The sequence below is a fragment of the Sphingomonas sp. CBMAI 2297 genome, assembly GCF_029870595.1.
Lineage (GTDB): Bacteria > Pseudomonadota > Alphaproteobacteria > Sphingomonadales > Sphingomonadaceae > Sphingomonas.
This window is the reverse complement of the sequence record NZ_JAPDIR010000003.1, coordinates 115,770-141,359: the sequence shown is the minus strand read 5'-3', so window position 1 is coordinate 141,359 and position 25,590 is coordinate 115,770. Positions and strand designations below refer to the sequence as shown.

Sequence of the window (25,590 nt, the reverse complement as noted above, 5' to 3'; positions counted from 1 at the left end):
CGGGCATCGGAGCCCGCATTCTTCATTATAGGATGTTCGCCGGTGAAACGGTCCGCGCTCAGCCGATCGTGCCGAGCGCGCGGATGCGGGCACGGGCGTGGATCTCGTTCTGCGAGAGCACCACCGTGGCCGGCCGCACCCGCTCGATGATCGAGCGGACGAACGGGCGGATCGCCGGGCTGGTCAGCATGCACGGGATCTCGCCGTCCTGCGCCAGCCGGTCATAGGTCTCGCGGACATGCGCGATGAACCGGTGGAGCGAGGACGGTGCCATCGCCAGCTGGCGCTCGTCGCCCTGGCCCAGGATGCTCTCCGCGAATTCCTGGTCCCATTCGGGCGACAGCGTCACCACCGGGATCGCCTCGCCGCGCACCTGCGACGCGCTGATCTGCCGGGCCAGGCGCGAGCGGACATGCTCGGTCATCTGGGTCAGGTTGCTGGTCAGCGGCGCCGCCTCCGCGATGCCTTCCAGGATCGTCGGCACGTCGCGGATCGAGATGCCTTCGCCCAGCAGGTTCTGCAGGATGCGCTGCACGCTCGAGATCGAGACCTTGGCCGGGATGATGTCGGCAACCAGCTTCTCCGAATCCTTGTGGACTTCGGTCAGCAGCTTCTGCGTCTCCGCATAGGAAAGCAGGTCGGCGATATTCTCCTTCACCAGCTCGGTCAGGTGCGTGGTGATGATCGTGCCGCACTCGACCACGGTGAGCCCGCGGAAGCCGGCCTCGTCGCGCAGCTCGCGATCGATCCAGAGGGCGGGCAGGCCGAACACCGGCTCGGTGGTCGTCTCGCCGGGCAGGCCGGCCGGGCCGCCGCCCGGATTGATCATGAGGAGCTTGTCGACGCGGATCTCGCCGCGCGCCGCCTCGGTCTCCTTGATCGTGATGACGTACTCGTTGGGCTTCAAGCCCATATTGTCGATGATGCGGACCGAGGGGAGCACGAAGCCGAAATCGGTCGCCATCTGGCGGCGCAGCGCGCGCACCTGATCGTCGAGGCGCGGCTCGCGCTGCTCGTCGTTGATCATCGGCAACAGGGCATAGCCGATCTCGATGCGCACCGCGTCGATCGCCAGCGTCTGCGAGATCGGCTGCTCGACCACGGCGGCCTGGGCCTGTTCCTGCGCGGCGACGGCCTTTTCCAGTGCGGCCTTGGCGGCGGCGTTCTTGCTCATCCGCCAGGCGGCGAAGCCCGAGGCGGCCGAGAAGATGGCGAAGGGCAGGAAGGGCATGCCCGGCATGATCGCCAGCGCGCCCAGCAGGACCGAGACCATGCCGAAGGCCTTGGGATAGCGGCCCAGCTGGTCGCCCAGCGCCGCGCCGGTCTTGCCCTTCACGCCACCCTTGGAGACGAGCAGGCCCGCGGCGATCGAGATGATCAGCGCCGGGATCTGGCTGACCAGGCCGTCGCCGGCGGTGAGCACGGTATAGGTGTGGAAGGCCTCGCCGATCGGCACGCCGTGCGAGACGACGCCGATGGTCAGGCCGACGATGATGTTCACCGCGGTGATCAGCAGGCCGGCGATCGCATCGCCCTTCACGAATTTCGAGGCACCGTCCATCGCGCCGTAGAAGCCGCTCTCGGCCTCCACTTCAGCGCGCCGGGCCTTGGCCTGGTCCTCGTTGATCATGCCGGCGGACAAGTCGGCGTCGATCGCCATCTGCTTGCCGGGCATCGAATCGAGGCTGAAGCGCGCGGCGACTTCGGCGATGCGCCCGGCGCCCTTGGTGATGACGACGAAGTTGATGACGATCAGGATGATGAAGATGGTGAGGCCGATGATCACCTCGCCGCCCATCAGGAATTCGCCGAACGCCCCGATCACGCCGCCCGCCGCGTCATGCCCCTCATGCCCATGGGTGAGGATCAGCCGCGTGGAGGCGAGGTTGAGGCCCAGGCGCAGCATCGTCGCCACCAGCAGGATCGTCGGAAAGGCGCTGAGCTCCAGCGGCTTCTCGATGAACAGCGCGGTCATCAGGATCATCACCGACACGGTGATCGACAGCGCCAGGCCCAGGTCGAGCAGCCAGCCGGGGATCGGCAGGATCAGCATCGCGATGATCGCGACCACGCCGCCCGCGAGCGCGATGTCGCGATTGAGGCCGAGCTTGTTCAGGAAGTTCAGGATCGCGGGGGGCATCAGGGTCGTGCTTTCCAAACGGCCTTGGCGGGCGCCGGGCCGGTCTGGCCCAGTGTGAAGCGGTGGCAGAGCGCCGCGGCGGGCGTGCTCTCAGGCATCTCGGCCTCCGCCTGCGGCAGGCGCAGGCGCTGGATGGCGAAGAGCGGGTACGCGTTCATGCGGCGGGCGGCACGGCGATGCCGCCCTCGATGAAGGTGCGCAGCTTGTTGCGCATGGTGCGCACCGAGATGCCCAGGATGTTCGAGGCGGAGGTGCGATTTCCGTGGCAGCGCTCGAGCGTGCCCAGGATCAGCTCGCGCTCCACTTCTTCCACCGTGCGCCCGATCAGGCCGTCGACTTCGATCCGCCCGTCGGCGCTCGGCAGCGAGACCAGTGCCGCGAGCGGCGACCCGTCGGCGCGGGTCAGGTCCTTGGCCTCGATCAGCGGGCCATGGGCCAGCAGCGCGGCGCGGTGGATGCATTCCTTCAGCTCGCGGATATTGCCCGGCCAGCCATAGGCGCGCAGCACCGCGATCGCGTCTTCCGAGAGCGGGCGCGGGGAGAGCCCGTCGCCCCGGGCGAACTGGGCGATGAAGTGCCCGGCCAGCGCGGCGATGTCGTCGTCATGCTCGGCGAGCGGCGGCACCTCGATACGCGCCAGGCTCAAGCGCACCAGCAGGTCCTCGCGGAAGCTGCCGGCGGCCACGGCGGCCTCCAGGTCCATGCTGGTCGAGGCGATCAGCCGCGCGGCGAAGGGTATCTCCGCCTGGCCGCCCAGGCGGCCGAAGCGCTTCTCGATCAGCGCGGCGAGCAGCCGGGCCTGGGTGGCGGGAGCGAGCGCGCCCACTTCGCGCAGGAAGATCGTGCCGCCCCGGACGCTCTCGAGCCGGCCGACCCGGCGCGCCGCGGCGCCCGGAAAGGCACCCGCCTCATGCCCGAACAGCTCGGATTCGAGGACATCGGCGGCAACGCCGGCGCATTCGACCGAGACGATCGGGTCGGGCCGGCCGGAGAGCCGGTGAATCTCGCGCGCCATCATCTCCTTGCCGCTGCCCTTGCCGCCCAGGACGAGCACGGGGGCGCCGCTCGGCGCGACGGCGGCGGCGAGCGCCATGGCGCGATCGAGCACGGGATGGCCGCCAATGGGCACCTGCGCCTGGCGCTCCACCACCGAGGCGATGGCCGCCGCGATCAGCTCGCGCTGCGGGGGAAGGGGCACATAGTCGCGGGCGCCGGCACGGATCGCCGCCACCGCGCGCTCGGCGGGGGCGGAGATTCCGCAGGCCAGCACGGGCACGACGAAGCGCTCGCGGCGCAGATCGTCCAGAAAGCCCACCGCGTCCTCCAGCACGTCGATCATCACGAGATCGGCGCCCTGCTCGCGCAGCGCCTCCAGCGCGAGGGCAGGGGCGTCGGCCATGCTGACCTCCGCGCCGGCGCCCTGCGCCAGCTCCGCCGCGCGGCGGAACTCGCTGCCCGGCGCGCCGATCAGCAACATCCGGATCGGTCCCATCGTCAAGGCTCGGCCCGGACGATCTCGGTGAGAGTCACGCCGAGGGCATTGTCGATCAGCACGACTTCGCCGCGGGCGATCAGCCGGTCGTTGACGAAGATGTCCACCGGCTCGCCGACGCGCCGGTCGAGCTCGACCACGGTGCCGGCACCCAGGTGCAGCAGCTCGCCGATCGGCATGCGGGCGCGGCCCAGCACGGCCTGCACCCGCACTGGAACGTCATGGACGGCTTCCAGGCCTTCGCCGCCATGATGGGGCTCGGCGCCGCCCTGATTGTCGAAATCCTCGAGCACGGGCGCGGGCTGGTCGATCGCGGGATCGGTGGGAATGATGTTATGGGGTTCGGTATCCATGGGTCTGATCCTATGCGTTCATCCACTGACGGATCACCGAGGCCGCCTCGGGCGGGCTGGCGGCGATCGCGTCCCCGATGCGCTTGAGCGCGGAGAGTTTGATGCGGCCGTCGACCTGGGCGAGTGCGATCTCCTGATCGAGCTGCGGCACGTCGGACGGCGTCATGGCTTCGAGCTGGGCCATCGCCTCCACATCGCCGTCGGCGGCGCGCTCGGCGAGCGCGAGCATCTCGGGCGAATGGGTGGGCAGCATGGCGGGAACTTCCTCGGCCGCGACGAGCGGCGCCGGCTTGGGCTTCAGCATGCGCAGCGCGAGCAGGCCGACCGCGCCGATCACCACCAGCTGGAGCAGGCCCCAGATCCGGTCCATCGGCAGCGACGAGAGGAAGCTGGCCGTGGCGTCGGCGGGGGCGTCGCCGGTGTTGAACTTCATGCTCTCGACGACGACGCTGTCGCCGCGCTGGGTGTCGGCGCCCACGGCATTCTCGACCAGGCGCTGCAGCCGGTCGATCTGCGGCTGGGGCAGGCCCTTGTCGCCGCCATCGACCATCACCGCGACGCTCAGGCGCGTCACCTTGCCCGGGGTGCGGACGGTGACGGTCCTGGTCGAGCTGTTGTCGTAGGTCGTGTCTTCCGAATTCTGGTTGCTGCCCGACTGGCGCGAGGCGCCCGGCGTGTTGGCCGCGGCGGTCTGCGCGGCGGGCAGCTGGTTGCCGACCGAGGCGGTCTGCGCGCCGACATCGGTCTCGCGGTTCTGCTCGCCGGTCTCCACGCTCACCTGGCGGGCGATCACCTGCTTGTCGGGATCGAAGACGTGCGATTCCTCGCGCGACTGGTCGCGGTCGATCTGGGCGGAGACTTCGGCGCGGACCTTGCCCTGGCCGACGATCGGCTCGAGCAGCGATTCGATCTCGTCGCGCAGCTTGCCTTCCACGGCCTGCTGGCGCTGGTCGGCATCGCCGGCGCTGGCCGTGCTGGGGTCGCCGGCCCGGGCGAGCAGCGCGCCGGTCTGGTCGACGACCGAGACGGCGTCGGGCGACAGCTCGGGCACCGAGGAGGAGACGAGGTAGCGGATCGAGGCGACCGTCTCGCTCGGGATGCGGCCGCGCGTCTTAACGGTGACGGCCGCCGTCGCCTTGCGGCTCTCCTCGGCGAACATGGCGCGCTCGGGCATCACGATGTGGACCCGCGCGCCGGTGACGTTCTGGATGGTCTGGATCGACTTGGCCAGCTCGCCCTCGATCGCGCGCGTCTCGTTCATCTTGGCACGGCTGGCGGAGACGCCGAAGGGCTGCTCCTGGTCGAGTACCTCATAGCCGATCTTGCCGCCCAGCTTCTCGCCGGCCAGGCTCATGCGGAGCTCGGCGAGCTTGTCCTGCGGCGCCATGATCGAAGTGCCGTCGGCCGAAAGCTGGAAGGCGACGTTCTGCGCCTTGAGCTTCTCGGAGATCGCCGAGGCGGCCGATGGATCAAGGTCGGTATAGAGGAAACCCATGCTCTGGTTCGAGCCGCGCGTGGCGACGAAGGCGAGGGCGGCGAGCAGCGCGAACGCCACTCCCCCCATCAGCAACAGCCGCTTGGGGCCGATCTGGCCCACCAGGTTCTTGATCGCTTCCAATGTCGCCCCGTTCGATGGAACTGGCGGGGCGGATGCCCCTTGCGATCATTATAGAGGGACGGGGGAGGCGGCAGTTTTTGCCGGGGGGAATTTTTGCCTAGTGGTTTGAGAAACCCGCGCTTTCCCCAGAATCAAGAACCCCTCCCTGAAAGGGAGGGGCAGGGGTGGGTGGATGTACGCGATACGGCCACGGCATTGCATAAGAATGCCGTAAAGCCTGGTCGCGACCGACCCCCGACCCATCATCAGGGAGGGGAGATCTATCAAGCCGCCTTGAGCAGCGTCTCGAGCTCGGCCAGCACCGCTTCGCGGCGTGCCGTGGCATCGAGCGCCAGGCCGCCTTCCTCCCAGCCGATACGGGCGTCGCCCACCGGGATGTCGGCATCGGGAACCACGATCAGGTTGAGCTTGCGGCGGTCGCGCGACTGGCGGTCGGCGATGCGGCCCTCTATGTCTTCCAGCAGGTCCGGGTGGACGCGCACCAGCAGCTCGGTGCCGCGCGCGACCTGGCCCAGCGCCCGGCCGATCGCTTCGTCGATCGCGGCGCCCGGCGCCGTTTCGAGGGCGCGGCCCGCGATCATGTCGGCGGCGGCGAGCGCGATCTCCGCGGCCTCGCCGGTCACCCGCTCGGAGACTTCGGTGAATTGCGCGTCGATCACTTCGATGCCGGCCTGGAGCGCGTCGACCGCGCTCAGCAGCGCGACCTCGCGCTCGGCGCGCGCCTGGGCCAGCCCGGCCTCATAGCCCTGGGCGCGGGCAAGGGCGAGGGCGGTTTCCTGCTCGGACCTGAGCAGTGCCAGCTCGGCGCGCAGCGTCGCCACCTCGAGCGCGGCATCGGGGCCGATCGGCCCGCTCCGGCCAGGCGGCACGGCGAAGATGCGGTCGAAGCCGAAGCGCTCGACATGGACATGGGCGTGCATGCTCATCGGCAATATTCCCTAGATGATCATCGCGTCGTCGGACTTCGGATCGACGAGCAGGATCTCGCCGCGGTCCGCCAGGTCCTTGGCCAGGCGCACCAGCGCCGACTGGGCCTCCTCGCAATCGCGGGCGCGCACCGGGCCCATGCCCGCCATGTCCTCGCGCAGCAGCTTCGAGGCGCGCTCGGTCATCGCGCCGAAGAACAGCTGCTTCAGGCTGTCCGGCGCGCCCTTCAGCGCCAGCGCCATCTGGCGCTTGTCGGCATTGCGGACGATCGACGAGATCGCCGGCGGCAGCAGGTTGCCCAGGTCCTCGAAGGTGAACATCAGCGCGCGGATCCGCTCGGCGCTTTCCGGTGCGCGGTTGTCGAGCGCGGTGAGCATCGCTTCCTCGGTCGAGCGGTCGAGCGAGTTGAACAGCTCGGCCATCGCCTCGTGCGGATCGCGCTTCTGCGACCGCGAGAGGTTGGTCATGAACTCGGTCTTCAGCGTCTGCTCGACCTGGTTGATCACGTCCTTCTGCACCGTCTCCATGCGCAGCATGCGCATGATCACGTCGACCGAGAAGTCGCGCGGCAGCTCGGAGAGCACGCGCGCGGCATGGTCGGGGCGCAGCTTGGAAAGGATCACCGCCACGGTCTGCGGATATTCGTGCTTCAGCGCGCCGGCGAGCACGGACTCGCTGACATTGGAGAGCTTGTCCCACATCGTGCGGCCGGAAGGCCCGCGGATGTCCTCCATGATCTCCTTCACCTTGTCGCCCGGCAGGATGCCGGTGAGCAGGCGCTCGGTGGTCTCGTAGCTGCCGTGCAGCGTCGCCATCGAGGCGACTTCGCTGGTGAACTGGACGAGCAGATGCTCCACCACCTGGGCCGGGATGCGGCCCAGGCCGGCGATGGTCGACGACAGTTCCTTCACCTCGTCGGTGGAGAGCTGTTCCCAGATCGGCGCGCCGTGATCCTTGCCCAGCGCCAGCATCAGGGCGGCGGCGCGTTGCGCGCCGCTGAAGCGCTTCAGTTCGGGCGGTTCTGCGATCGGCGCCATCACGGACATGCTTTTTCGTTTCCCTCGCGAAAAAATTGCGGCCGCGCACACGGGCGGAGGCCGCTTTCCCTCTATTATAGGAGCAAGGGAGACAGGGCGGATCGCGATGACGGTTAATTTATCTGGAAACCTGATCGGCTTGAGCATCCTGACGGGGTCGAGCTCCACCATGACCTCGGCGGTCTCGCCGATCGCCTATGAGAGCAAGGCGGTGCGCACGGCCAAGGCGCAGTTCACCACCGCGGCCACCGTCGCGCCGTGGAAGAGCGGCGACGCGCTGCCGGTCAACTCCAGCCAGGTCGCCGCGATCACCGCGCTGCGCTCGATCATCACGCCCGCCACCACCGACGGCAACGGCACCTTCCTGCCCAAGGACGTGCAGACCAGCTTCACTGCCTATCAGGCGCTCGACAAGCTGCGCGTGCTCGCCGAGACCGCGAGCGCCAAGACCACGTCCGACGCGCAGCGCGCCCAGCTGCAGAAGACCTTCCTCAAGGGATTGGACGATCTCCAATCCTATCTCAGCACCGCCCCGTCGGACCTGGTGAAGCTCGCCTATGGCAAGCCGGCGTCCAGCGTCACTTCGAACAAGCTGGCCGCGACCAGCGTCTACGAGACCGAGGGCAAGCCTCTGGTCAAGGCCCGCAGCGACGCGATCCCCGGCCTCACCGGTACCGAGCAGTTCGCGATCACGCTGAGCAAGCCCGGCGTCGCGGCGCAGACGGTCACCGTCGACCTGTCGCAGGGCGCGCAGCCGCCCACGCTCGATTCCGTCGCGGCGCAGTTCAACGCCGCGATCGCCGCGATCCCCAATCTCGACACCAATGGCGCGCCCCAGCTCGACGCCAACGGCAATGCCGTGCCGCGCTGGAAGTCGACCTTCAAGGTGACCAACGAGGGCGGGAAATGGGGCTTCACCCTTTCGAACCCCACCGGCATCGAGCAGGTCACGCTCGACCAGACCAATGCCAAGGACGCGCTGGTGGTCGCCACCGGCCAGACCGCGCTCGACGCGCCGAGTTCCACCCAACTCTTCCGCTTCGACGATCCCGCGGGCGACAACACGCGCGTGGCGATGGGCACGATCCAGGCGCTCGATCGCCAGGCGACCGCGCAGAACGTGGCCGCCGGCAAGACGACGACGATCACCACGACCACGACCGATCTCGACGGCAAGGTGAAGACCGTCAAGACGTCGACCAGCAACGTCTACGCCAATACCGATGCCGCCGCGGTGGTTACCGATGCGCAGGGCAACAGCTATATCGTCGGCACCACCAAGGGCGATCTCGGCGCTAATCTGTCGGACGGCGACAACAACCTGTTCCTCACCAAGGTGGACGGCGCCGGCAATGTCGTGTGGCAGCGCAGCCTCGGCGCCACCGGCTCGTCGACCGGCGCCGCGGTGAGCCTGGGCCCCGACGGCAGCATCGTCGTCGCCGGCACGGTCACCGGCAGCTTCGGCGGCGCCTCCACCGATGGCGACATGGTCGTCGCCAAATATGCCGCGAACGGCGACGAGAAATTCTCCACCGTGGTCCGCTCGGCCGGCACCGACGTCGCCAAGGCGGTCGCGGTCGGCGCCGACGGCTCGGTCTATGTCGGCGGGCGCATCGCCGCCGGCAATGACGGCTTCGTCGCGCGCATCGACGCTAGCGGCAAGATCGCCGAACGCCGTACCCTCACCGGGCCGGGCAGCGACAGCGTCAACGCGCTCGCGATCGACGGCGACGGCAATGTCCTCGCGCTCGTCTCGCATGACGGCAATGCGGAGCTCCGCAAGCTCCAGGGCAGCTCGCTGGCCACCGACCTGGGCAGCCTCGCGCTCGGCACCGCCGATGCCCGCGTGATCGCGGTGGCCGATGACGGCTCGATCGCGGTGGGCGGCGCGACCTCGGCCGCGCTCTCGGGCAGCCAGGTCAACGGCCTCAGCGGCAATCGCGACGGCTTCGTCACGCGGATCGATGCCGGCCTGACCAACGCCAGCACCACCTATCTCGGCTCCTCGGCTGACGATCAGGTCGACAGCATCGCCTTCATGAACGGCGAGCTCTATGCCGGCGGCCGCACCACCGGCGACCTGGCGGCCACTCGCCGCGGCCCGACCGACGGCTTCGTCGCGCGGATCGATGCCGCGACCGGCGCGGTGCAGAACACCACCCAGTTCGGCCAGGCGCTGCTGCGCACCGAGCCGGTCCGCATCGCCGCCGACACGGGCGGCGCCAGCGCGGTCTCGGCGCTCGGCTATGGGCGCGGCACGATCAACGCCGTTGCCTCGAGCAAGGTGACGACGCAGACCGCGCTCAAGGCGGGCGACTATTTCTCGTTCAAGGCCGATGACGGCGCGATCCGCAAGCTCACCATCCTGGCCGACGACACGCTCCAGTCGATCGCCACGCGCATGCAGGGCATGCTCGGCGCATCCAAGGCGACCGTCACCGCCACCGCGGTCGACGGCGTCCAGCAGCTGCGCATCACCATGAAGTCGGGGCATCAGTTGCAGCTGCTCGCCGGCACCGGCGACAGCGACGCGCTCGCCAAGCTCGGCATGGAGCCGCAGCGCATCGCGACCCAGGCGCCGGTATCGAGCAACGCGCCCAAGGTGCGCCCGGGCGGCAGCTTCGGCCTGGATCTGGGCGAGGGGCTCAGCCTGTCCGCGGCGGACATGGCCAAGACCGCGCTCGGCAAGATCAAGGACGCGATCTCGATGTCGCAGACCGCCTATCGCTCGCTCTACTGGGACGACACCAAGGCGAAGATGATCGACGGCAGCAAGAAGAACGCCGCGACCGGCAAGGAAAGCACGGCGATCGTGAACGCCCAGCTGGCAAATTATCAGGCGGCGCTCGCCCGTCTCAACAGCTCCACGCCCTCCACCTACGGATTCTGATCATGGACATGCCCCCGATCCTCTCCGGCATCCGCCGCCAGATGGAGACGCTCTCCGATCGCCAGCGCGTGATCGCCCAGAACATCGCCAACAGCGAGACTCCGGGCTTCAAGGCGCGCATGGTGGAGGACGCCGATTTCTCCGACCTGCTGGGCAATTCCGGCACCGGCGGCATCCGCGTGGCGAAGCCGCGCGTCGAGCTGACCGCCGGCATGAAGGGCCTGGGCGCGATCCAGCCGGCCGGCGCCGGCATCGTGCTCGACAAGGACATCAGCGAGACCAAGCCCGACGGCAACAACGTCACGCTGGAAGACCAGCTGCTCAAGCTCGGCCAGGTCCAGGCGGATTTCACGGCGATGACCAATCTCTATCGCAAGCAGCTGAGCATGCTGAAGACGGCCGTGGGGAAGGGCGGGTAACTGCCCGCTTCGGTGGATGAAGACAAAGGGGTTCGCGAGCGGATCGCGGGCCCCTTTCCCTAGGTTGGGACCCCAAACAAGTATTTGATTTTCTACCGTAATCCCGGCCTTGCGCTGGGATTCCGCTTTTTCTTGCGCTGGCGAGACAGCGGGACCCCGGCGCAAGGCCGGGGTGACGGGGTGGAGGCGCCTTCGCGGCTTCTTCACTCCTGGCCTTTTCGGGCTTTCCCGCGATCGACGCTCATCAAATCCACGGCATCGGATGTCGAAATCGCCTCTTCCGCGGACGCGAATTCCACTGCGCTCTACTCATGTGTCAGTGCGTTGTTCTTCAAACGAAAAACACTGACGCTCGGCAGTCGGGCGCCGGCGGATGCGCCGTGCGAGAAATTGATGACGATGTCGGCGTTCACGGATTTCCGATCCTTGGAGCAATACATCACCTCGGCCGTGTCTATTTCTCGCGACCGCGCAATGCTCCGGACCATATTGCTGGCACCGGGAACGGCTCTTCCATCCACCGTCAGGGCCAGGAACTTCGAGGGATTCCCGCGATAGCCATTCTGATACTGCAGCGCGACGATGCTGCCGCTGCATGCGGCGGATATCGTCGTGTTCACCCGCTCCGGCGCCCGGCGGCCGGTAGCGCTGCCCTGCGTGCTTGCGGCGGGCGCACTCAGCCCCGTCATCGCAATGCCGGCAAGCTCTAGCCACATGACTGGATACATTCCTTTCCTGCCGGCCGACGTCGTTCTGCCGGTCGGTATGGCCATGATGCTGCCGCTACACGACGCGGATGCCCTTGCGTACCGTTGGATCATTCGTGCCGGGGTGCGAGCGATAGCAGCTTGTCGAGAGCGGAGGTGGAAATATCGACTTTCCTGCCGTTCAGATAGGCAGGAACCTTTTCCGAGGATCCGTTTGGTTTCTCGGAGAAAAGTGAAAAAATGGGCGCGCCATGGCGGTAAAATACCAGGCCGATCCTGACATCCGGCAATATCGATGTTGTTTTGCCGGGGGACAGGGAGCGCACCGCTTGCGAGATCGTGGCCCATTGCGCGCGATCTACGGACGATATCCGAACGTGCTTGGCAGCCGATCCCAGGTCGGACGGGTCCAGATTGGCGCGAAAGGACAATCGCGGATCGACGCTCATCAAATCGACGGCATCGGATGTCGAAATCGCCTCTTCCGCGGAAGCGAATTCAACTGGACTCTCTGAGATGAAGGGGTCTGCGGCGACCGAATAGCTGGTAGATGAAATCAGGAGCGCTGCAAATATGGTAAGAAGGCGCATCGCCTGTATCTCCATGGTATCTGGACTTGTGGCCAGTGGCGGTTCAAATCTCAAATTCGGCGCAGGCCATTAAGGCCCGTCGGCGGTGACAGAATCAGGTTCGTCATACGAATCGCCGAAATGATTTGTTCTAGACGGCTCACCCAGGTCCTTGGCGATATCCGACTCCCAATGCTGTATGATGTACTGCTCATCTACCGTATGCCATTTCGGATCCGGGGATGGGCCGAACCCGGAGAAATTTGCCGCATAGTAAAGATGGGCAATTTCATGAATAAGTCCTAGGGCGGCGGACTGATACTTGTCGATATATTTGCCAGTATCATCCTTCAGGTGCAGGGCTCCGAACGGATCCCAGGTGATTTCCTTGGTGTCCAAGCGATTGGAATCACGATTTCCGTGATCTATCTTAATTGTGATGTTGTTGCTCTTCGCCCAATCCAATATGGCTCTTCCGGTCGGCGAGAGGGCAATATAGTCGATTGCGCGTTCCAATTCGACTAGGTCGGCGCCCGTTGCCGTTGTGCGGAAATCGCTGGCGTTATAGTGATCCTGGGCGCCGCCGCCGCCACCGCCGCTCGGGCCCGCGCCGTCCGGGTTCGGATCGTTATAGTTCGAGGGGTCGTCATAGTCCGGCCAATCGTGAGGGGCGGTAACGGTCCAGGTCCAATCATTGGACGATCCCCCGCCGCCGGCGACGATATCAATCTCGGATTGCGTCAGAAGGCGCATCGGTTTCCCTTTTTCTTGAACAACAAAGGCAATTTGCCGCGATCTTGCGGCGATCATGGGAAATGATATCTGCTGATCTTATCGCCATATGCCCATAGAGAGAGACGATGAGAAATACTCGTGAACAGGGCAGGAGGATATTTGCTCCAATTCGGCTGACTTTTCCAGATGTCACAAAATTGAAAACTACCATTTTGGCGACATCGATGGAAATGGTGTCATCGGGAGCGTGCGAATCTTCGGAGTCAAGCGTGCGAACGCTCGTGACAAACTTGTACAAGGATGGTTTGGGGGATGCTGCTACCCTGCCGGGATTCCGGGATGATCTGGCGGCATATATGGCGAAGTCGCCATTGCAGGAAGAGAGCTGGCATCAATCAAGAATGCTGGAAGAGTTCCAAGTTTATCGTGCCTGCATTCGTAAAACGACGGATATGAGTCGCGATAGCCTCAGGGATTTGATCATGGATATCCACACTCGTTCTAACATTGGTGGAACCAGATTCAGAGTTGGCTCAGTTCAAATCAAGCCAGATAATAATAATTCTGTAACTATATTTCCTCCGGCGAAGGAAATAGAGTATATTTTGATCAATCTCTTTAAATTTATAGAAGATAATATCTCTACGAAGAATGCCCTATGTGCCGCAGTGGGATATGTTGGGATCGTGCATGCGCACCCATTTTCCGATGGTAATGGAAGAACTGCGCGCGTGTTCTACAATGTCCTGCAAGCATATTCAGGGAGTCGCCATTTTATCTCGATAAGATTCCTGGATTCACTGTCAAAAGGAGCGCTCACGATAAAGTTGCGGCGAGCATATTTGACTGGCGAATGGTCCAGCATCTTGGAGTTCTTCCGAGACGCGGCAATTGTGTCGGACGCGCAGCAGCGCATCACAGGATAGCTGGGAGATGGGAAGCAAGGTCGCGATCCCGCAAGCGGGAGCGAGCTATCGGCCGCCCCTTGCAATATAGGATGTATCGGGCCCGGTCGGCGCCGGTTTCCCGCCGCCGCACACGCCCCGATGGTGCAAACTTCGGAAACTTCCGCGCCCTGGAAGCGCGGCCCGGCGCAGGAGGATCAGAGCCGCGCGTTGATCGAGATCGGCGCCGGAGCGTCCATCCCGCCCAGGCCGCCACAGGCGCCATAGGTCATGCTGCGGCTGCCGGTCAGGCGCTGCGCCTCGGCGGCGATCGCGCCCATCATCTCGACCGAGAGCTCGATCTGGCGCGCGAGGATCCGGGCATTGACGGCCGAGGCCTCACGCAGGCCGCGGCTGGCCTCGGCCAGCGTCGCGCGCGCTTCGGGGTCGAGGCGTTCGGCCCAGTCGTCGGGTGCCTCGCGCTTCATCCGCGCCACTTCGGCCTCGATCCGGCCGGTGAGGCGCAGCTTGGCCTGGGCGATCTCGGGCAGCTCGGGGAAATAGGGGCCCCGGCCCAGCCGATCGCTCTCCTCCTCCATGATCTGGGTGAGGGACACCATCGCGTCGATGAGCTGCTCGGTCATTTACTTGTTACCCTGTTGGAGCTTGATGATCTGGTCGAGCACCACCGGCGCCAGGCCGATGCCGCCGCGATCGGCGATCGCGTTGCCCAGCTTCTCGGCCATGATGCCGCGGAACATTTCCTCGCCATGCCCGCCGGAGAATGCCCCGTCGCCCTGCTGCACGCTCTCGAGCATGAGCTGGGTCATCTGGCCGAGGAACACCGCCTCGAAATTCTTCGCGGTCTCGCGGTTCTTGGCGTCGAGCTTCGGATTGTTCGTCGCGGCCGGGATCTGCGGCCCGGTGGCGGAAGTCACGTCGCGCATCACTGCACCTCGATATCGGCCTGGAGGGCGCCGGCGCTCTTGATCGCCTGAAGTATGGTGATCAGGTCGCGCGGGGAGACGCCCAGCGTGTTGAGCCCGCTCACCAGCGTCTGCAGGCTGGCGCCGTCGACCATCGCCAGGCTGGCGCCGTTGCCGTCGTTCACCTGCACGTTGGTGCGCGGCACCACCGTGGTCTGGCCGTTCGAGAACGGTGCCGGCTGCGAGACCTGCGGGCTTTCGGTGACGGTGATGGTCAGGCCGCCCTGGGCGATCGCCACCGGCGTGATCCGCACATCGGCGTTCATCACCACCGTGCCCGAGGCTTCGTTGATCACCACGCGCGCCGGCTGGTCGACCTTGACCGACAGTTCGCCGATGCGGGTGACCAGGTCGATCACGTTGCCGACGAAGTTCGAACCCGCCGTGAGCTGCACGGTCGCCGGGTCCAGCACCGCGGCGCTGCCCGGATATTTGGCGTTGATCGCGCCGGCGATGCGATCGGCGGTGGCGAAGTCGGGGTTCTTGAGCGCCAGCTTCAGGCCATTGGCCGAGAGGAGCGAATAGGGCACCTCGCGCTCGATAATCGCGCCGCCGGCGATGCGGGCGGAGGTGGTCACGCCCCGGCTCACGCTGGCCGCGGCACCCTGGCCCTTGAAGCCGGAGACTGCGACATTGCCCTGCGCCACCGCATAGATCTCGCCGTCCAGGCCGCGCAGCGACGAGACGATCAGCGTCCCGCCCTGCAGGCTGGTCGCGTCGCCCAGCGCCGAGACCTGGACGTCGATCCGCGAGCCCGAGCGGGCGAAGGGCGGCATCGTCGCGGTGATCGAGACGGCGGCGACGTTCTGCGTCTTCATCTCTGTCCCGCGGATGTTCACGCCCATGCGCTCGAGCATGGCCTGCATCGATTCCTCGGTGAACGGCGTGTTGCGCAGGCGATCGCCCGTGCCGGCCAGGCCGACGACCAGGCCATAGCCGACTAGCTGGTTGTCGCGGACGTTCTCGACGTTGACGACGTCCTTGATCCGCGTCTGGGCCATGGCGGCCGGTGCGAGGCCCAGGCTCAGCAGCAGGGCGATCATGGAAGCGGCGAAGCGCGGCATATAACCCCTGGAAGTGGAAAATTTCCGATAATTCTCTTATAGGATAGAAGAAGGGCCATGCGGGCCCGGAGGACGAGTTTTCGTGCGGATCGAGAACCTGCAGGCACCCTTGCTGCACAGCCTGATGGCGGCGCTGCCCAAGGTCGCGTCCGGCTTCTCGGTGGGGGAGGGGGAAGCCCCGGCTGCACCGGCGCCCCTGCCCCCGGGAGCGGGCGCGGGAACCACCCAGGCGCTCAACCCCTCGGTCGCGATGCTCGTCACGCTCGCCGCCGCCGATCCGATGATCGAGCGCCGCCGCAAGCAGGCGGTCGATGCCCAGCGCGGCATCGACATGCTCGACCAGCTCCATCGCGAGCTGGTCGCCGGGGTGGTCAGCCCGGCGCGGCTCCAGGCGATCGTCGAATGGTCCGAGACTTTCGAGCGCACCGACGATCCCGCGCTCGCCGCGATCCTCTCCGATATCGAGCTGCGCGTCCGAGTCGAACTGGCCAAGCTCGATCTCAAGGCCTGATCCGCCCCCTTCATTCCGCTACGGCATCCTCGGCTTTTCAGTTTCAAATCCGAACGCAATTGCATACCGGATTTTGGGAACCTAGGGAGGCGCCACCGGTTTCGCGTTCGAAAGCGCGATGCCGTTCCTTCCATGACCGGCCGGCAGAGCGCGGCATGGAGTTCCCTCGAGGAGAGTATGCCTATGTTGGCTTTGCTGATGGGGCTTGCCGTCGCGGCGGCCCCCGCGCTCCAGCCCGCCGATGCCGTGGTCGGCCGCTGGAAGACCCCCGTTCACAACGGTATCGTCGAGATCACTCGGTGCGGCGCGTCGATCTGCGGCAAGATCGTCGGGTCGGACAAGTTGCGCACCAATCCGAACCTGCCCGACAGCAACAACGGCACCGCGGCGCTGCGCACGCGCAAGCTGATGGGGCTGCAGATCCTGTCCGGCTTCAGCGCGCAGAATGGCGGCTGGTATGGCGGCAAGATCTACAATGCCGAGGACGGCAAGACCTATAGCGCCGAGATCACCATGACCGGCAACGACCAGCTCAATCTGCGCGGCTGCGTGTTCAAGCCCTTCTGCCGCACCCAGACCTGGACCCGCGTGCGCTGACGCGCGTTTCCGAGTTCTCAGTATCCGTACGCGTACAAGGATTACCCCGATGTCCCCCTTCAAATATTCGCTGGCCGCCGGCAGCGCGCTGACCGCGCTGCTCGGCTTCTCCCAGGCTGCCCAGGCCCAGGCCTTCTATCTCCAGGAACAATCGGCCCGCGCGGCCGGCCGTGCCTTTTCGGGCGAGGCCGCCGATACCGGCGCCGCGTCGCTCTGGTGGAACCCCGCCGCGATCGGCGGCATCGATAGTGGCGACGCGACGATCTCCGCCTCGGTCATCCTGCCGCGCGGCGAGGTTGCCGACAGCGGCACGCTGATCGTCCGTCCGGGCCAGCCGCCCGCGCCGGTGGGCGGCAACGGGGTCACCCGCAATCCGATCAACAACGGCGTGCTCCCCTCGGGCGCGATCGCCGTGCCGCTGAACGATCGCATCGCGCTCGGCGTGTCGATCACCTCGCCCTACAGCTTCACCACCGACTATCCGGCGGACAGCTGGGCACGCTACAGCGCCGACCGGACGAAGCTGCGCACGATCGACATCCAGCCCAGCATCGGCGTGGCGGTGACCGACTGGCTGCGCGTCGGCGCCGGGCTGAACATCGAATATACCGATGCCAGCCTCAGCAATGCGCTGCCGAATCTGGCGGCGGTGCTGCCCGACGGGCATCAGGAGCTGAAGGGCGACGGCTGGGATCTCGGCTGGACCGCGGGCGTGCAGCTGCACTCGCGCCGCTTCACCCTGGGCCTCAGCTACAAGTCGGCGATCGAGCACACGCTGAAGGGCGACCTCACCGTCTCGGGCCTGGTCGGCCCGCTCGCCACGTCGAACATGCAGCTCTCGGGCGTCCAGGCGAAGTTCTACACCCCGTCCCAGGCGATCGTCGGCGCCCGCTTCGCCGCCACCGACAAGCTGACCCTGAACGCGCAGGTGATCCGCTATGGCTGGGACAAGTTCGACGCGATCCGCCTGGGCGCGCCGGTCAACCAGGCGATCCCCGAGAACTACCGCACCAGCTGGAGCTATGCCGGCGGCGTTGATTATGCCCTGTCGCCCAAGGTGACGCTGCGCGCCGGCGTCCAGCGCGCGATCACGCCGACCCAGGACGGCGAGCGCGATGCCCGGGTGCCGGATTCGAACCGCTGGAACTTCGGCGTGGGCGGCAGCCTCGCGGCGAACAAGAAGCTCTCGTTCGACCTGGCCGCCAATTATGTCACCTTCGCCGACGCACCGATCGACCGGGTGACCGCCGCCTATGCCGGCACCGCCGCGCAGACGCCGATCCTCACCGATGGCGAGCTGCGCGACGCCCATGCCATCGTGCTCTCGGCGGGGGCGCGGCTGAAGTTCTGACATTTGTCCGCCATCCTTGCTCAAGCGAGGATGGCGGAGTTTTTCCTTCCGTCATGCTGAACTTGTTTCAGCATCCAATCCTCCACCGGCGATACCGCCCGGGGCACGTTGGACCCTGAAACAAGTTCAGGGTGACGGCTATGAAGACTGGGGATTACCGCCGCTTCTTCGCGATCCTCAGCACATAGCTGATCACTTCGGCGACCGCGGCATAATGTTCCACCGGGATCGGGCGATCGATCTCGGCGCTGGCATAGAGCGCGCGGGCGAGGGGGCGGTTCTCGACCAGCGGGATGCCGTGCTCGCCCGCGATCTCGCGAATCTTTAGCGCGATCCCGTCGACGCCCTTGGCGACCACCACCGGCGCCGCCATCTGGCCATGGTCATAGTGCAGCGCCACGGCATAATGGGTCGGGTTGGTGATCACCACGCTGGCCTTGGGCACGTTCTGCATCATGCGGCCGCGCGAGCGCTGCATCTGGATCTGGCGGACCTTCGCCTTGATGTGGGGATCGCCCTCGCTCTGCTTGTGCTCGTCCTTGATCTCCTGGAGGCTCATGCGCATCCGCTGCAGGAACGTGCGGCGCTGCCAGACGAAGTCGAACAGGGCGAGCGCACCCACCAGCATCGCGATCGGGCGGAGCATCGAATAGACGATGCCGTGCGTGGCGCTGCCCACCTGCTGCAGGTCCGCGCCCACCATCGCATCGATCGTGGCGGCATGGGGCCAGGCCAGATACGCCGCCACGCCGCCGACCAGGCAGAGCTTGGCCAGCGTCTTGGCGAACTCCATCATCGCCTGCTTGCCGAACATGCGCTTGGCGCCGCTCGCGGGATTGAGCTTCGACCATTTGGGCTTCACTCGGCTCCAGCTGAGCATCGGCCGGCCCTGGAGGATGCCGCCCAGCAGGGCGATGCCGAACAGCGTGCCCAGGATCGGCAGCAGCGCGAAGGCGCTGGCGCGCATCACGCCGGTCACGAAGCTCTCGGCGCCCTGGGGCTCCATCCGGAAATCCTCGGCGCTGCCCCACAGGCGCACGAACAGCGTGCCCATCAGCTGCAGCGTATAGGTGCCCAGGCCGCCCATCACCACGAGCATGCCGACGAAGATCGCGGCGTGGCGCATCTCGGGCGCCATCGGCACATCGCCCTTGGCGCGCGCGTCCTCGAGCTTCTTGTCCGTCGGATCGTGAGTCTTGTCGTCCTGGTCGGTATCGCCCGACATCACCAGCCTCCCTGCATCGCGTCGCCCATGGCGCGGGCGAAGAAGGTGAGCATGGTGCCGAGCGTGGCGGCGGTGAGGCTGATGCCGAGCAGCAGGTTGAGCGGCTGGGCGATGAAGAAGACCTGGATCGCCGGGGCGACGCGCGCGGCCAGGCCGAGCGCGACGTTGAAGACGATGCCGTAGATGAGCAGGGGCGCGGCCAGGCTCAGCCCCAGCGTCATCGAGCGGCCGATCGCCTCGACCGCGAGCATGGCGAAATCATGCGCCGGCGGCAGCCCGCCGACCGGGAAGCTCTGATAGCTGTGCACGATCGCGCCCAGCCACAGGTGATGGACCTGCATGCCCATGCACACCAGCGCGGCGGCCATGGCGACGAACTTGGAGAGCTGCGGCGCCGCGCTGCTCTGCGCGGGGTCGAAGATCACCGCGGAGGAGAGGCCGATCTGGGTCGAGATCACCGAGCCCGCCATGGCGACCGCGAAGAACAGGATCTTGACGATCATGCCCATGGCCAGGCCCGTCATCAGCTCGGCGACGAGCACTGCGGGCAGCGCCGCCCCGGCTTCCACCGCCACGCGGGCCGGGGCGCCGACCAGGCCGTACATCGCTGCCGACAGCGCGAAGGCGATCATCAGCCGGATGCGGCCGGGGATCGCGTCGTCGCCGAACACGGGCAGCAGCATCAGCACCGCGCCCACCCGGGCGAAGACGATGAAGAAGGCCGATGCCTGCAGCGCCAGATCGGGGGGCAGCGTCATCCGGCGGTCACGATCAGGCTGCCGATCCGCGTCATGAAATCGTTCAGCGCCTGTCCGATCGTGGGCAGCATCAGCAGCAGCACCAGTCCCATGGCGAGCAGCTTGGGGACGAAGGTGAGCGTGGTTTCCTGGATCTGCGTCAGCGCCTGGAGCAGGCCGATGATGGTGCCCACGATCAGCGAGGTCAGCAGCAGCGGACCCGCGATGGTGAGCACCAGCATCAGCGCGCTCTGCGCCAGTGCGAGGACCTGCGACGGCAGCATGCGCTCAGCCCCGAAAACGGTTCGGAGAGAGGAAGGAGCCGTTCCCCGGCGAAGGCCGGGGCCCAGCTGCAATGTCCTTTGAGAGGGGCATTTCCCTATCCCACCAACTCGATACTGGGCCCCGGCCTTCGCCGGGGCGCAAAGGTGCAAGGATGCGGATCAGATCTGCATCCGCATGATGTCGGAATAGGCGTTCACCACCCGATCGCGCACCGCCACCATGGTGTCGAGCGCGGTCTCGGCCGCGCCGATCGCGGTGACGACGTCGATCAGGTCGCCCTTGCCGGCGACCTGCTGGGCCGAGGCCTTCTCGGCCGTGCGCAGCTGGTCGGCGGTGCCGGTGACCATGTCCTCGACCATCGCGCCGAAGCCGCCGGCGCTGCCGCCGGTCTTGATCGGGTCCGTCTTGCTGTTGCCGCCAAGGCCGGCGACGCGGCCATAGGCCGACATCGCATCAAGTGCTCCGATGGACATTCTGTGTATCCTTTACTTGAGGAGGTCGATGGTGCGCATCGTCAGGCTCTTGGCGGCCTCGATGGCATTGAGATTGGCTTCGTAGCTGCGCTGCGCCGCCTTCATGTCGGCCGTCTCGATCAGGCCGTTGACGTTGGGCTTCATGACATAGCCGTCCTTGTCCGCGGCCGGATGGCCGGGCTGATAGACCTTCACGAAGTCCGACTTGTCGTTCTCGATGGCCTTGACCTTGACGCCCAGGCCGCCGGTCGAGCGGTCGACCTCGGACTGGAAGCTGGCGACGCGGCGGCGATAGGGATTGCCGCCCGGCGTGTCCGCCACCGAGTCCTGGTTCGCCAGATTTTCCGCGATCACCCGCATGCGCAGCGATTGCGCGCGCAGGCCCGAGGCGGAGATGCCGAGCGAGGTCTTGAGGTCCATGATCGTCCTTCCACGCAGGCCCGACGGGCCGTTTCCTCCATTGTAGGCAAAAATTGCCGGGCCGGGCGCCGGGCGCGGAAAAAAGGTTCCTATAAGTCCTCCTGAAAGGAACACGCATGTCAGTGCTCGACGGAATTATGGTCGATATGTCGATCGTGCTGGGCTCGGCCAATGTGCCGATCCGCCAGGTCCTGCAGATGAGCCGCGGCGCGATGATCCCGCTGGAAAGCAGCCAGGACGATCCCTCGCTCGTATATGTGAACGACGAACTCGTCGCGAAGGGCGTGGTCCTGGTCGACGGCGAAGTGATGTCGCTCGAGATCACCGAACTCGTGAAGAAGCAGCGCAACTGATGGACATCCTGTCGATGCTGCGCACCGTGGGTGCGCTCGGGATGGTGCTCGGCATGCTCGCCGGCGCGCTCTGGTTCGTGAAGCGCTATGACGTGAAGCTGCCCGGCCGCGTGACCAGCACGCGCCGCAAGCGGATCGAGATCGTCGAGCGCCTGTCGGTCGATGGCAAGCGCTCGGTGGCGCTGATCCGCCGCGACGGGATGGAGCATCTGGTGATGTTCGGTCCCGAGGGGCAGGCGACCATCGAGAGCGGCATCGTCGCGCCCGAGCCGACTGCGCCCGAGCCCGCCGCGGAGCCCGTGCCGGCGGCCAATCTCGCCGAGGACATCGCCGCGCTCGGGGCCAATTTCGCCCGGCTGGTCGATCTTCCCAGGCTGGCCGAGCTGCCCAGGGCAGTCGCCGCCCGGGCCGCGACCGTCGCCACCACCCGCAATGCCCATCCGCCGCGCGCGCCCAAGCGCGTCCGCGAGCAGCGCAACACCACGCGGTGGAACCGCGCCGCGGTGCGGGCCGCGCTCGATGCATAGGCTCCTCGCGGCGGCCCTGGCCGCCCTGATCCTCATGCCGGCCGAGGCCTATGCCCAGGCCAAGGGCACGACGATCAACATCGGCGGCCCGGACGGCGCGCTCTCGGCCAAGGCGATCCAGCTGGTGCTGATGCTGACGGTGCTCAGCCTGGCCCCGGGGCTGCTGATGACCGTCACCAGCTTCACCCGCATGGTGGTGGCGCTCTCGCTGCTGCGCACCGGCATCGGCGCGCAGGGCGTGCCGCCCAACCCGGTGATCATCAGCCTGGCGCTGTTCCTCAGCTTCTTCGTGATGGCGCCCACCTTCGAGAAGGCATGGAGCCAGGGCGTCGATCCCTATACCAAGGGCAGGATCACGGAGAGCCAGGCCTTTGAGCGGACGGCCGAGCCGTTTCGCAAGTTCATGCTCGGCCAGGTGCGCGACAGCGATCTCAAGCTGTTCGCCGATCTGGGGGGCAAGAAGATCCAGAACCGCGCCGAGACGCCGCTGACCACGCTGGCGCCGGCTTTCATGATCTCGGAGCTGCGCCGCGCCTTCGAGATCGGTTTCCTGCTGCTGCTGCCGTTCCTGGTGATCGACCTGGCGGTGTCGGCGGTGCTGATGGCGATGGGCATGATGATGCTGCCGCCGCCAACGATATCGCTGCCGATGAAGATCATCTTCTTCGTGCTCGTGGATGGCTGGGCGCTGGTCGCCGGATCGCTGGTCAGGAGCTTCGCCCAGTAGCGAGGCCGCCGGCGGCCGGGAAAGGGGCGGATGCCGGGGGGCGTCCGCCCTTTTTGTTCGTGCGGGGCGTGCACCTTGCAATGTAGGGTTTCGCCTGCTGGGCTGTCCACGCTCCGGTGCAGGTTCGGCGCTCTTTGCCTCTGTGGGAAATATAGGAGCGGCCTGGGTGGGTGTCCGCGCAACAAGGATGCGGCATGCCCGGTGCCTGCGCCGCCCATGTCATGGCCTTTGTGACCTTCCGCCGTGATAGGCCCCGGGTGATGTAGGATCTCCGATCCAGACGAAAGGGCGACCGCAAACCCAGCCACCAATGACGGTGGCGCTTGCCGTACCTCTATCGTCACCCCGGACTGGCTTCGGGGCCACGGGGGAGACAAGAGGCTCCTGTTTCGTCGATGCGGCACAATGAACCCTGGAGCAAGTCCGGGGTGACGGTCGAAATTGGGTGCGCGTCTCCGGGTCCGGAACCGATGCGGTCGCCAAAGGCAAAGGCGCCCGTGCCACCGCACGGACGCCTCGATCGCGCCGGGACGGGAAAGGATCAGCCGCGGGCGGCGGGGCTGTCCAGCCAGGCCGAGAGCTCGGCATAGGAAATGGGGTCGTGAAAGGCGACGCCGGTGAGCTCCTCGTTGCTCCAGCGCGTGGTGCAGCGGCGCGAAGGCAGGCCCGGGATCATCAGGATCACCTCGGTATCGGGGCGCAGCGGACGCTGCATGCGCAGGCAGGCGCCGCCCTGCGACAGGTCGACGACGACCACGTCGATCGGGCGGCCGAGCGCGCTGATCCGCGCGGGGATGTCGGCGGCGAAGCGCGGCGAGCGCGGGCGCGCCGCGGCCGCCTCGGCCTGCGGCTTGCCGAGAATGGCGTTCACATCGGCCGGGGTATCGAACCGCACGCCGGCACGGCCGCCCTTGGTCCAGGCGATCGCGCCGTCCAACAGCGCGCCGCCGCGCAGCTCCACGGTGATCCGCATGTCGGGCAGCAGCGAGGCGATCGTGTCGATCTGCATGCCGCGTTCGGAGAGGTTGCGCACCCGGCACAGCTGGCCGGGATTGCCTTCATGGCGCAGCTTGCCGACGAGGAGCGTGGCCACTGCCCGCGGCGCGCGCTCGATCCACTCGTCGCGGTTCTCGCTTGCGATGGCGGGGTTTGCTTCCACTATGTCCTCGGTGAAATTGCGTGACCTCTGTTTTTTATAGGGGGATCGCCGGCGGGTGCGGGCCGTCTCGACGTAAAATACGTATTTTACGCAGGAGTCGCCTGGGTGATCGCCACCTTGCGCACCACGCCGGCGCCGAACGCCTCCGGGGCGGCGGCTTCCACGATCTTGCGGAACTGCTCGAGGCTGGGCAGCAGCCCGTCCTTGCCGGCGGCCATCGGCGTCTTGAAGGTGCGCATGTTGATCGCGTGCAGCAGCAGCGGCAGCCGCTTGGTCACTTCGGACGATTTGTCCTTCGGCACCTCGAGGTTGAACTGGAACTGGACATAGCCGGTGAGCCGCCCGTCATCGGGCGAGACCAGCGGCGCGAGCAGCTTGTCCACCTGGACGAACGCGGTCTCGACGTCCGCCGGGGCGGGCGCGGCGGCGGCGTGCGCGGGGCGGGGGCCGAGCACCAGCAGCGTGCCGAACGCGGCGGCGCCCCCCAGGCCGAGTCCGGAGAGCAGCACGATGGCCAGGAACAGGATCTTCTTCATGGCGGCGATACTCAGAACTTGAAGCTGCTGTCGGTCGGAAGCGAGGGCGCCTCGGCCTTCAGGACGATGGTGATGCGGCGGTTCTCCGCCCGGTCGGGCTGGTCCGGGAAGACCGGCCGGGTGCCGCCCATGGCGACGATCTCGGCGAAACGGTCCGGCGTCATGCCTGCGGCGATCATCGCCTGGCGCGCGGCGAGCGCGCGCGCGCCCGAAAGCTGCCAGTTCGCATCGCTCTGGCCGCCGCCGGTCGCGTCGGTATGGCCCTCGATCGCGATCTGCCCGCCCGCCTGGGCGAGCTTGCCAGCGGTCTTGGCGAGCAGCGCGCGGGCGAAGGGGTTGAGCTCGGCGGTGCCCGGGCGGAACATCGATTGCTTGTCGGTGTCCATCAGCGTGATCCGCATGCCCGCGCGCTCCGGCTCGATCGCCACGTTCTTGCGCGCCTGGTCCTGCGGCACGGCGTCGAGGGCGATCTGCAGTTCGCTGGCGAGCACGCGCATCGATGTGTCGGGCACGTCGGCGGTGCCGCCGCGCGCCGCGCCGTTGGTGGCGGCCTCGGTCGTCGGCGTGCCGTTCGCGCGGCTGCTGTCGTTCGACGAGCGGCGCGCCTGGCCGCCCGCGCCCTCGGACGTGCCCATCACCGGCGTCGAGGGCGACGTGTCGGAAATGGTCGGCGAGAAATAGGCGGCCAGGCCCTTCAGCCGCTGCTTGTCGGGATTGGCGATCAGCCAGAGCAGCATGAAAAAGGCCATCATCGCGGTCACGAAGTCGGCATAGGCGACCTTCCAGGCGCCGCCATGATGGCCGCCCGCGACTTTCTTGACCCGCTTGATGACGATCGGGCGATCATTGGCGCCGGGCACGGGCATGG

General features: G+C 66.7%; 30 protein-coding genes. 9 read left to right on the top strand and 21 right to left on the bottom strand.

The genetic code is table 11. From position 1 onward, the window contains the following. Positions 1-58: 58 nt before the first annotated feature. From flhA to OMP43_RS05730, 7 genes are all read right to left on the bottom strand, one after another. Positions 59-2,140 carry a flagellar biosynthesis protein FlhA gene (flhA, locus tag OMP43_RS05760; RefSeq protein WP_280278772.1) on the bottom strand — a complete coding sequence of 694 codons (2,082 nt, stop codon included), beginning with the start codon at positions 2,138-2,140 and terminating at the stop codon, positions 59-61. Next, positions 2,140-2,298, bottom strand: a complete 159-nt coding sequence (locus OMP43_RS05755) for a hypothetical protein (protein WP_280278771.1) — start codon at positions 2,296-2,298, stop codon at positions 2,140-2,142. The genes flhA and OMP43_RS05755 overlap by 1 nt, the downstream gene beginning before the upstream one ends. After that, positions 2,295-3,617, bottom strand: coding sequence for a sigma-54 dependent transcriptional regulator (locus OMP43_RS05750; protein ID WP_280278770.1), 1,323 nt, complete (start codon positions 3,615-3,617; stop codon positions 2,295-2,297). The genes OMP43_RS05755 and OMP43_RS05750 overlap by 4 nt, the downstream gene beginning before the upstream one ends. A 17-nt stretch (positions 3,618-3,634) precedes the next feature. Further along, complete coding sequence (gene fliN / locus OMP43_RS05745; protein ID WP_280278769.1) at positions 3,635-3,985, bottom strand: flagellar motor switch protein FliN; 351 nt, start codon at positions 3,983-3,985, stop codon at positions 3,635-3,637. Between the two features lie 10 nt (positions 3,986-3,995). Continuing rightward, positions 3,996-5,603: a flagellar basal-body MS-ring/collar protein FliF gene (gene fliF / locus OMP43_RS05740; protein WP_280278768.1), complete on the bottom strand. Its 1,608-nt coding sequence runs from the start codon at positions 5,601-5,603 to the stop codon at positions 3,996-3,998. A gap of 263 nt (positions 5,604-5,866) precedes the next feature. After that, positions 5,867-6,529, bottom strand: a complete 663-nt coding sequence (locus tag OMP43_RS05735) for a FliH/SctL family protein (RefSeq protein ID WP_280278767.1) — start codon at positions 6,527-6,529, stop codon at positions 5,867-5,869. A gap of 12 nt (positions 6,530-6,541) precedes the next feature. Continuing rightward, entirely contained in the window at positions 6,542-7,576 is a 1,035-nt protein-coding gene (locus OMP43_RS05730) for a flagellar motor switch protein FliG (protein ID WP_167300876.1), read from the bottom strand. Between the two features lie 97 nt (positions 7,577-7,673). On the opposite strand from OMP43_RS05730, the gene OMP43_RS05725 reads away from it, so the two are divergent. Both OMP43_RS05725 and OMP43_RS05720 read left to right on the top strand, forming a co-directional pair. Continuing rightward, positions 7,674-10,457 (top strand): hypothetical protein, encoded by a 2,784-nt coding sequence (locus tag OMP43_RS05725; protein WP_280278766.1) that lies wholly within the window; start codon positions 7,674-7,676, stop codon positions 10,455-10,457. Positions 10,458-10,459: 2 nt separating this feature from the next. Beyond that, entirely contained in the window at positions 10,460-10,876 is a 417-nt protein-coding gene (locus OMP43_RS05720; protein WP_280278765.1) for a flagellar basal body protein, read from the top strand. A gap of 305 nt (positions 10,877-11,181) precedes the next feature. Here the strand turns inward: OMP43_RS05720 and OMP43_RS05715 are convergent, their stop codons facing one another. From OMP43_RS05715 to OMP43_RS05705, 3 genes are all read right to left on the bottom strand, one after another. Next, positions 11,182-11,649, bottom strand: a complete 468-nt coding sequence (locus tag OMP43_RS05715; protein ID WP_280278764.1) for a hypothetical protein — start codon at positions 11,647-11,649, stop codon at positions 11,182-11,184. Positions 11,650-11,693: 44 nt separating this feature from the next. After that, positions 11,694-12,173: a hypothetical protein gene (locus tag OMP43_RS05710; protein WP_280278763.1), complete on the bottom strand. Its 480-nt coding sequence runs from the start codon at positions 12,171-12,173 to the stop codon at positions 11,694-11,696. 69 nt (positions 12,174-12,242) lie between these two features. Beyond that, positions 12,243-12,962, bottom strand: a complete 720-nt coding sequence (locus OMP43_RS05705; RefSeq protein WP_280278762.1) for a hypothetical protein — start codon at positions 12,960-12,962, stop codon at positions 12,243-12,245. Positions 12,963-13,012: 50 nt separating this feature from the next. Between OMP43_RS05705 and OMP43_RS05700 the strand changes: the two genes are divergently transcribed. After that, positions 13,013-13,813: a Fic family protein gene (locus OMP43_RS05700; protein ID WP_280278761.1), complete on the top strand. Its 801-nt coding sequence runs from the start codon at positions 13,013-13,015 to the stop codon at positions 13,811-13,813. 176 nt (positions 13,814-13,989) lie between these two features. Here the strand turns inward: OMP43_RS05700 and OMP43_RS05695 are convergent, their stop codons facing one another. Genes OMP43_RS05695 through OMP43_RS05685 form a run of 3 tightly spaced genes read right to left on the bottom strand, consistent with a single transcriptional unit; the run spans position 13,990 to position 15,821 of the window. Further along, on the bottom strand, positions 13,990-14,415 hold the full coding sequence (locus tag OMP43_RS05695) for a flagellar protein FlgN (RefSeq protein ID WP_280278760.1): 426 nt from the start codon (positions 14,413-14,415) through the stop codon (positions 13,990-13,992). Beyond that, positions 14,416-14,718, bottom strand: coding sequence for a rod-binding protein (locus OMP43_RS05690; RefSeq protein ID WP_280278759.1), 303 nt, complete (start codon positions 14,716-14,718; stop codon positions 14,416-14,418). Continuing rightward, complete coding sequence (locus OMP43_RS05685) at positions 14,718-15,821, bottom strand: flagellar basal body P-ring protein FlgI (protein WP_280278758.1); 1,104 nt, start codon at positions 15,819-15,821, stop codon at positions 14,718-14,720. The genes OMP43_RS05690 and OMP43_RS05685 overlap by 1 nt, the downstream gene beginning before the upstream one ends. 82 nt (positions 15,822-15,903) lie before the next feature. Between OMP43_RS05685 and OMP43_RS05680 the strand changes: the two genes are divergently transcribed. The 3 genes from OMP43_RS05680 (at position 15,904) to OMP43_RS05670 (ending at position 18,280) form a co-directional block, all read left to right on the top strand. Further along, positions 15,904-16,332 (top strand): flagellar assembly protein FliX, encoded by a 429-nt coding sequence (locus tag OMP43_RS05680; RefSeq protein ID WP_280278757.1) that lies wholly within the window; start codon positions 15,904-15,906, stop codon positions 16,330-16,332. Between the two features lie 183 nt (positions 16,333-16,515). Continuing rightward, positions 16,516-16,929 (top strand): DUF2147 domain-containing protein, encoded by a 414-nt coding sequence (locus OMP43_RS05675; RefSeq protein ID WP_280278756.1) that lies wholly within the window; start codon positions 16,516-16,518, stop codon positions 16,927-16,929. 49 nt (positions 16,930-16,978) lie between these two features. Further along, on the top strand, positions 16,979-18,280 hold the full coding sequence (locus tag OMP43_RS05670) for an outer membrane protein transport protein (protein WP_280278755.1): 1,302 nt from the start codon (positions 16,979-16,981) through the stop codon (positions 18,278-18,280). A gap of 154 nt (positions 18,281-18,434) precedes the next feature. On the opposite strand, the gene flhB is transcribed toward OMP43_RS05670, so the two are convergent. From flhB to flgC, 5 genes are all read right to left on the bottom strand, one after another. Beyond that, positions 18,435-19,505 carry a flagellar biosynthesis protein FlhB gene (flhB, locus tag OMP43_RS05665; protein ID WP_280278754.1) on the bottom strand — a complete coding sequence of 357 codons (1,071 nt, stop codon included), beginning with the start codon at positions 19,503-19,505 and terminating at the stop codon, positions 18,435-18,437. Then, on the bottom strand, positions 19,505-20,263 hold the full coding sequence (fliR, locus tag OMP43_RS05660; RefSeq protein WP_280278753.1) for a flagellar biosynthetic protein FliR: 759 nt from the start codon (positions 20,261-20,263) through the stop codon (positions 19,505-19,507). The genes flhB and fliR overlap by 1 nt, the downstream gene beginning before the upstream one ends. Next, on the bottom strand, positions 20,260-20,526 hold the full coding sequence (locus OMP43_RS05655; protein WP_280278752.1) for a flagellar biosynthetic protein FliQ: 267 nt from the start codon (positions 20,524-20,526) through the stop codon (positions 20,260-20,262). The genes fliR and OMP43_RS05655 overlap by 4 nt, the downstream gene beginning before the upstream one ends. A 159-nt stretch (positions 20,527-20,685) precedes the next feature. Continuing rightward, positions 20,686-21,000: a flagellar hook-basal body complex protein FliE gene (locus OMP43_RS05650; protein WP_086130152.1), complete on the bottom strand. Its 315-nt coding sequence runs from the start codon at positions 20,998-21,000 to the stop codon at positions 20,686-20,688. Between the two features lie 12 nt (positions 21,001-21,012). Next, positions 21,013-21,420 carry a flagellar basal body rod protein FlgC gene (gene flgC, locus OMP43_RS05645; protein WP_086130153.1) on the bottom strand — a complete coding sequence of 136 codons (408 nt, stop codon included), beginning with the start codon at positions 21,418-21,420 and terminating at the stop codon, positions 21,013-21,015. 116 nt (positions 21,421-21,536) lie between these two features. Here flgC and OMP43_RS05640 point away from each other — a divergent pair, with 116 nt between their 5' ends. The 3 genes from OMP43_RS05640 to fliP are packed head-to-tail and all read left to right on the top strand — an operon-like array spanning position 21,537 to position 23,027. Then, a complete protein-coding gene (locus OMP43_RS05640) occupies positions 21,537-21,773 on the top strand; it encodes a FliM/FliN family flagellar motor switch protein (RefSeq protein ID WP_086130154.1) in 237 nt (78 codons plus the stop codon). Continuing rightward, entirely contained in the window at positions 21,773-22,300 is a 528-nt protein-coding gene (locus OMP43_RS05635; RefSeq protein WP_280278751.1) for a flagellar biosynthetic protein FliO, read from the top strand. Before OMP43_RS05640 ends, OMP43_RS05635 begins: the two co-directional genes overlap by 1 nt. Next, positions 22,293-23,027: a flagellar type III secretion system pore protein FliP gene (fliP, locus tag OMP43_RS05630; RefSeq protein WP_280278750.1), complete on the top strand. Its 735-nt coding sequence runs from the start codon at positions 22,293-22,295 to the stop codon at positions 23,025-23,027. The genes OMP43_RS05635 and fliP overlap by 8 nt, the downstream gene beginning before the upstream one ends. 541 nt (positions 23,028-23,568) lie before the next feature. On the opposite strand, the gene OMP43_RS05625 is transcribed toward fliP, so the two are convergent. The 3 genes from OMP43_RS05625 to OMP43_RS05615 form a co-directional block, all read right to left on the bottom strand. Continuing rightward, a complete protein-coding gene (locus tag OMP43_RS05625) occupies positions 23,569-24,186 on the bottom strand; it encodes a PilZ domain-containing protein (RefSeq protein ID WP_280278749.1) in 618 nt (205 codons plus the stop codon). Positions 24,187-24,272: 86 nt separating this feature from the next. Further along, positions 24,273-24,722 (bottom strand): hypothetical protein, encoded by a 450-nt coding sequence (locus OMP43_RS05620; RefSeq protein ID WP_280278748.1) that lies wholly within the window; start codon positions 24,720-24,722, stop codon positions 24,273-24,275. Between the two features lie 11 nt (positions 24,723-24,733). Continuing rightward, positions 24,734-25,588, bottom strand: a complete 855-nt coding sequence (locus OMP43_RS05615; protein WP_280278747.1) for a flagellar motor protein MotB — start codon at positions 25,586-25,588, stop codon at positions 24,734-24,736. Between the last annotated feature and the right edge of the window lie 2 nt (positions 25,589-25,590).

Coding starts and splice junctions, on each gene's coding strand:
- OMP43_RS05675 (WP_280278756.1), top strand. CDS start 16,516: ATGTTGGCTTTGCTGATGGGGCTTGCCGTCGCGGCGGCCCCCGCGCTC.
- fliP (WP_280278750.1), top strand. CDS start 22,293: ATGCATAGGCTCCTCGCGGCGGCCCTGGCCGCCCTGATCCTCATGCCG.
- OMP43_RS05620 (WP_280278748.1), bottom strand. CDS start 24,722: ATGAAGAAGATCCTGTTCCTGGCCATCGTGCTGCTCTCCGGACTCGGC.
- flgC (WP_086130153.1), bottom strand. CDS start 21,420: ATGGACCTCAAGACCTCGCTCGGCATCTCCGCCTCGGGCCTGCGCGCG.
- OMP43_RS05725 (WP_280278766.1), top strand. CDS start 7,674: ATGACGGTTAATTTATCTGGAAACCTGATCGGCTTGAGCATCCTGACG.
- OMP43_RS05655 (WP_280278752.1), bottom strand. CDS start 20,526: ATGCTGCCGTCGCAGGTCCTCGCACTGGCGCAGAGCGCGCTGATGCTG.
- OMP43_RS05695 (WP_280278760.1), bottom strand. CDS start 14,415: ATGACCGAGCAGCTCATCGACGCGATGGTGTCCCTCACCCAGATCATG.
- OMP43_RS05735 (WP_280278767.1), bottom strand. CDS start 6,529: ATGAGCATGCACGCCCATGTCCATGTCGAGCGCTTCGGCTTCGACCGC.
- OMP43_RS05730 (WP_167300876.1), bottom strand. CDS start 7,576: ATGTCCGTGATGGCGCCGATCGCAGAACCGCCCGAACTGAAGCGCTTC.
- fliR (WP_280278753.1), bottom strand. CDS start 20,263: ATGACGCTGCCCCCCGATCTGGCGCTGCAGGCATCGGCCTTCTTCATC.
- OMP43_RS05685 (WP_280278758.1), bottom strand. CDS start 15,821: ATGCCGCGCTTCGCCGCTTCCATGATCGCCCTGCTGCTGAGCCTGGGC.
- OMP43_RS05750 (WP_280278770.1), bottom strand. CDS start 3,617: ATGTTGCTGATCGGCGCGCCGGGCAGCGAGTTCCGCCGCGCGGCGGAG.
- flhA (WP_280278772.1), bottom strand. CDS start 2,140: ATGCCCCCCGCGATCCTGAACTTCCTGAACAAGCTCGGCCTCAATCGC.
- OMP43_RS05715 (WP_280278764.1), bottom strand. CDS start 11,649: ATGGCCATACCGACCGGCAGAACGACGTCGGCCGGCAGGAAAGGAATG.
- OMP43_RS05670 (WP_280278755.1), top strand. CDS start 16,979: ATGTCCCCCTTCAAATATTCGCTGGCCGCCGGCAGCGCGCTGACCGCG.
- OMP43_RS05650 (WP_086130152.1), bottom strand. CDS start 21,000: ATGTCCATCGGAGCACTTGATGCGATGTCGGCCTATGGCCGCGTCGCC.
- OMP43_RS05700 (WP_280278761.1), top strand. CDS start 13,013: ATGAGAAATACTCGTGAACAGGGCAGGAGGATATTTGCTCCAATTCGG.
- OMP43_RS05705 (WP_280278762.1), bottom strand. CDS start 12,962: ATGATCGCCGCAAGATCGCGGCAAATTGCCTTTGTTGTTCAAGAAAAA.
- OMP43_RS05640 (WP_086130154.1), top strand. CDS start 21,537: ATGTCAGTGCTCGACGGAATTATGGTCGATATGTCGATCGTGCTGGGC.
- OMP43_RS05720 (WP_280278765.1), top strand. CDS start 10,460: ATGGACATGCCCCCGATCCTCTCCGGCATCCGCCGCCAGATGGAGACG.
- fliN (WP_280278769.1), bottom strand. CDS start 3,985: ATGGATACCGAACCCCATAACATCATTCCCACCGATCCCGCGATCGAC.
- OMP43_RS05635 (WP_280278751.1), top strand. CDS start 21,773: ATGGACATCCTGTCGATGCTGCGCACCGTGGGTGCGCTCGGGATGGTG.
- OMP43_RS05615 (WP_280278747.1), bottom strand. CDS start 25,588: ATGCCCGTGCCCGGCGCCAATGATCGCCCGATCGTCATCAAGCGGGTC.
- OMP43_RS05755 (WP_280278771.1), bottom strand. CDS start 2,298: ATGAACGCGTACCCGCTCTTCGCCATCCAGCGCCTGCGCCTGCCGCAG.
- OMP43_RS05710 (WP_280278763.1), bottom strand. CDS start 12,173: ATGCGCCTTCTTACCATATTTGCAGCGCTCCTGATTTCATCTACCAGC.
- flhB (WP_280278754.1), bottom strand. CDS start 19,505: ATGTCGGGCGATACCGACCAGGACGACAAGACTCACGATCCGACGGAC.
- OMP43_RS05690 (WP_280278759.1), bottom strand. CDS start 14,718: ATGCGCGACGTGACTTCCGCCACCGGGCCGCAGATCCCGGCCGCGACG.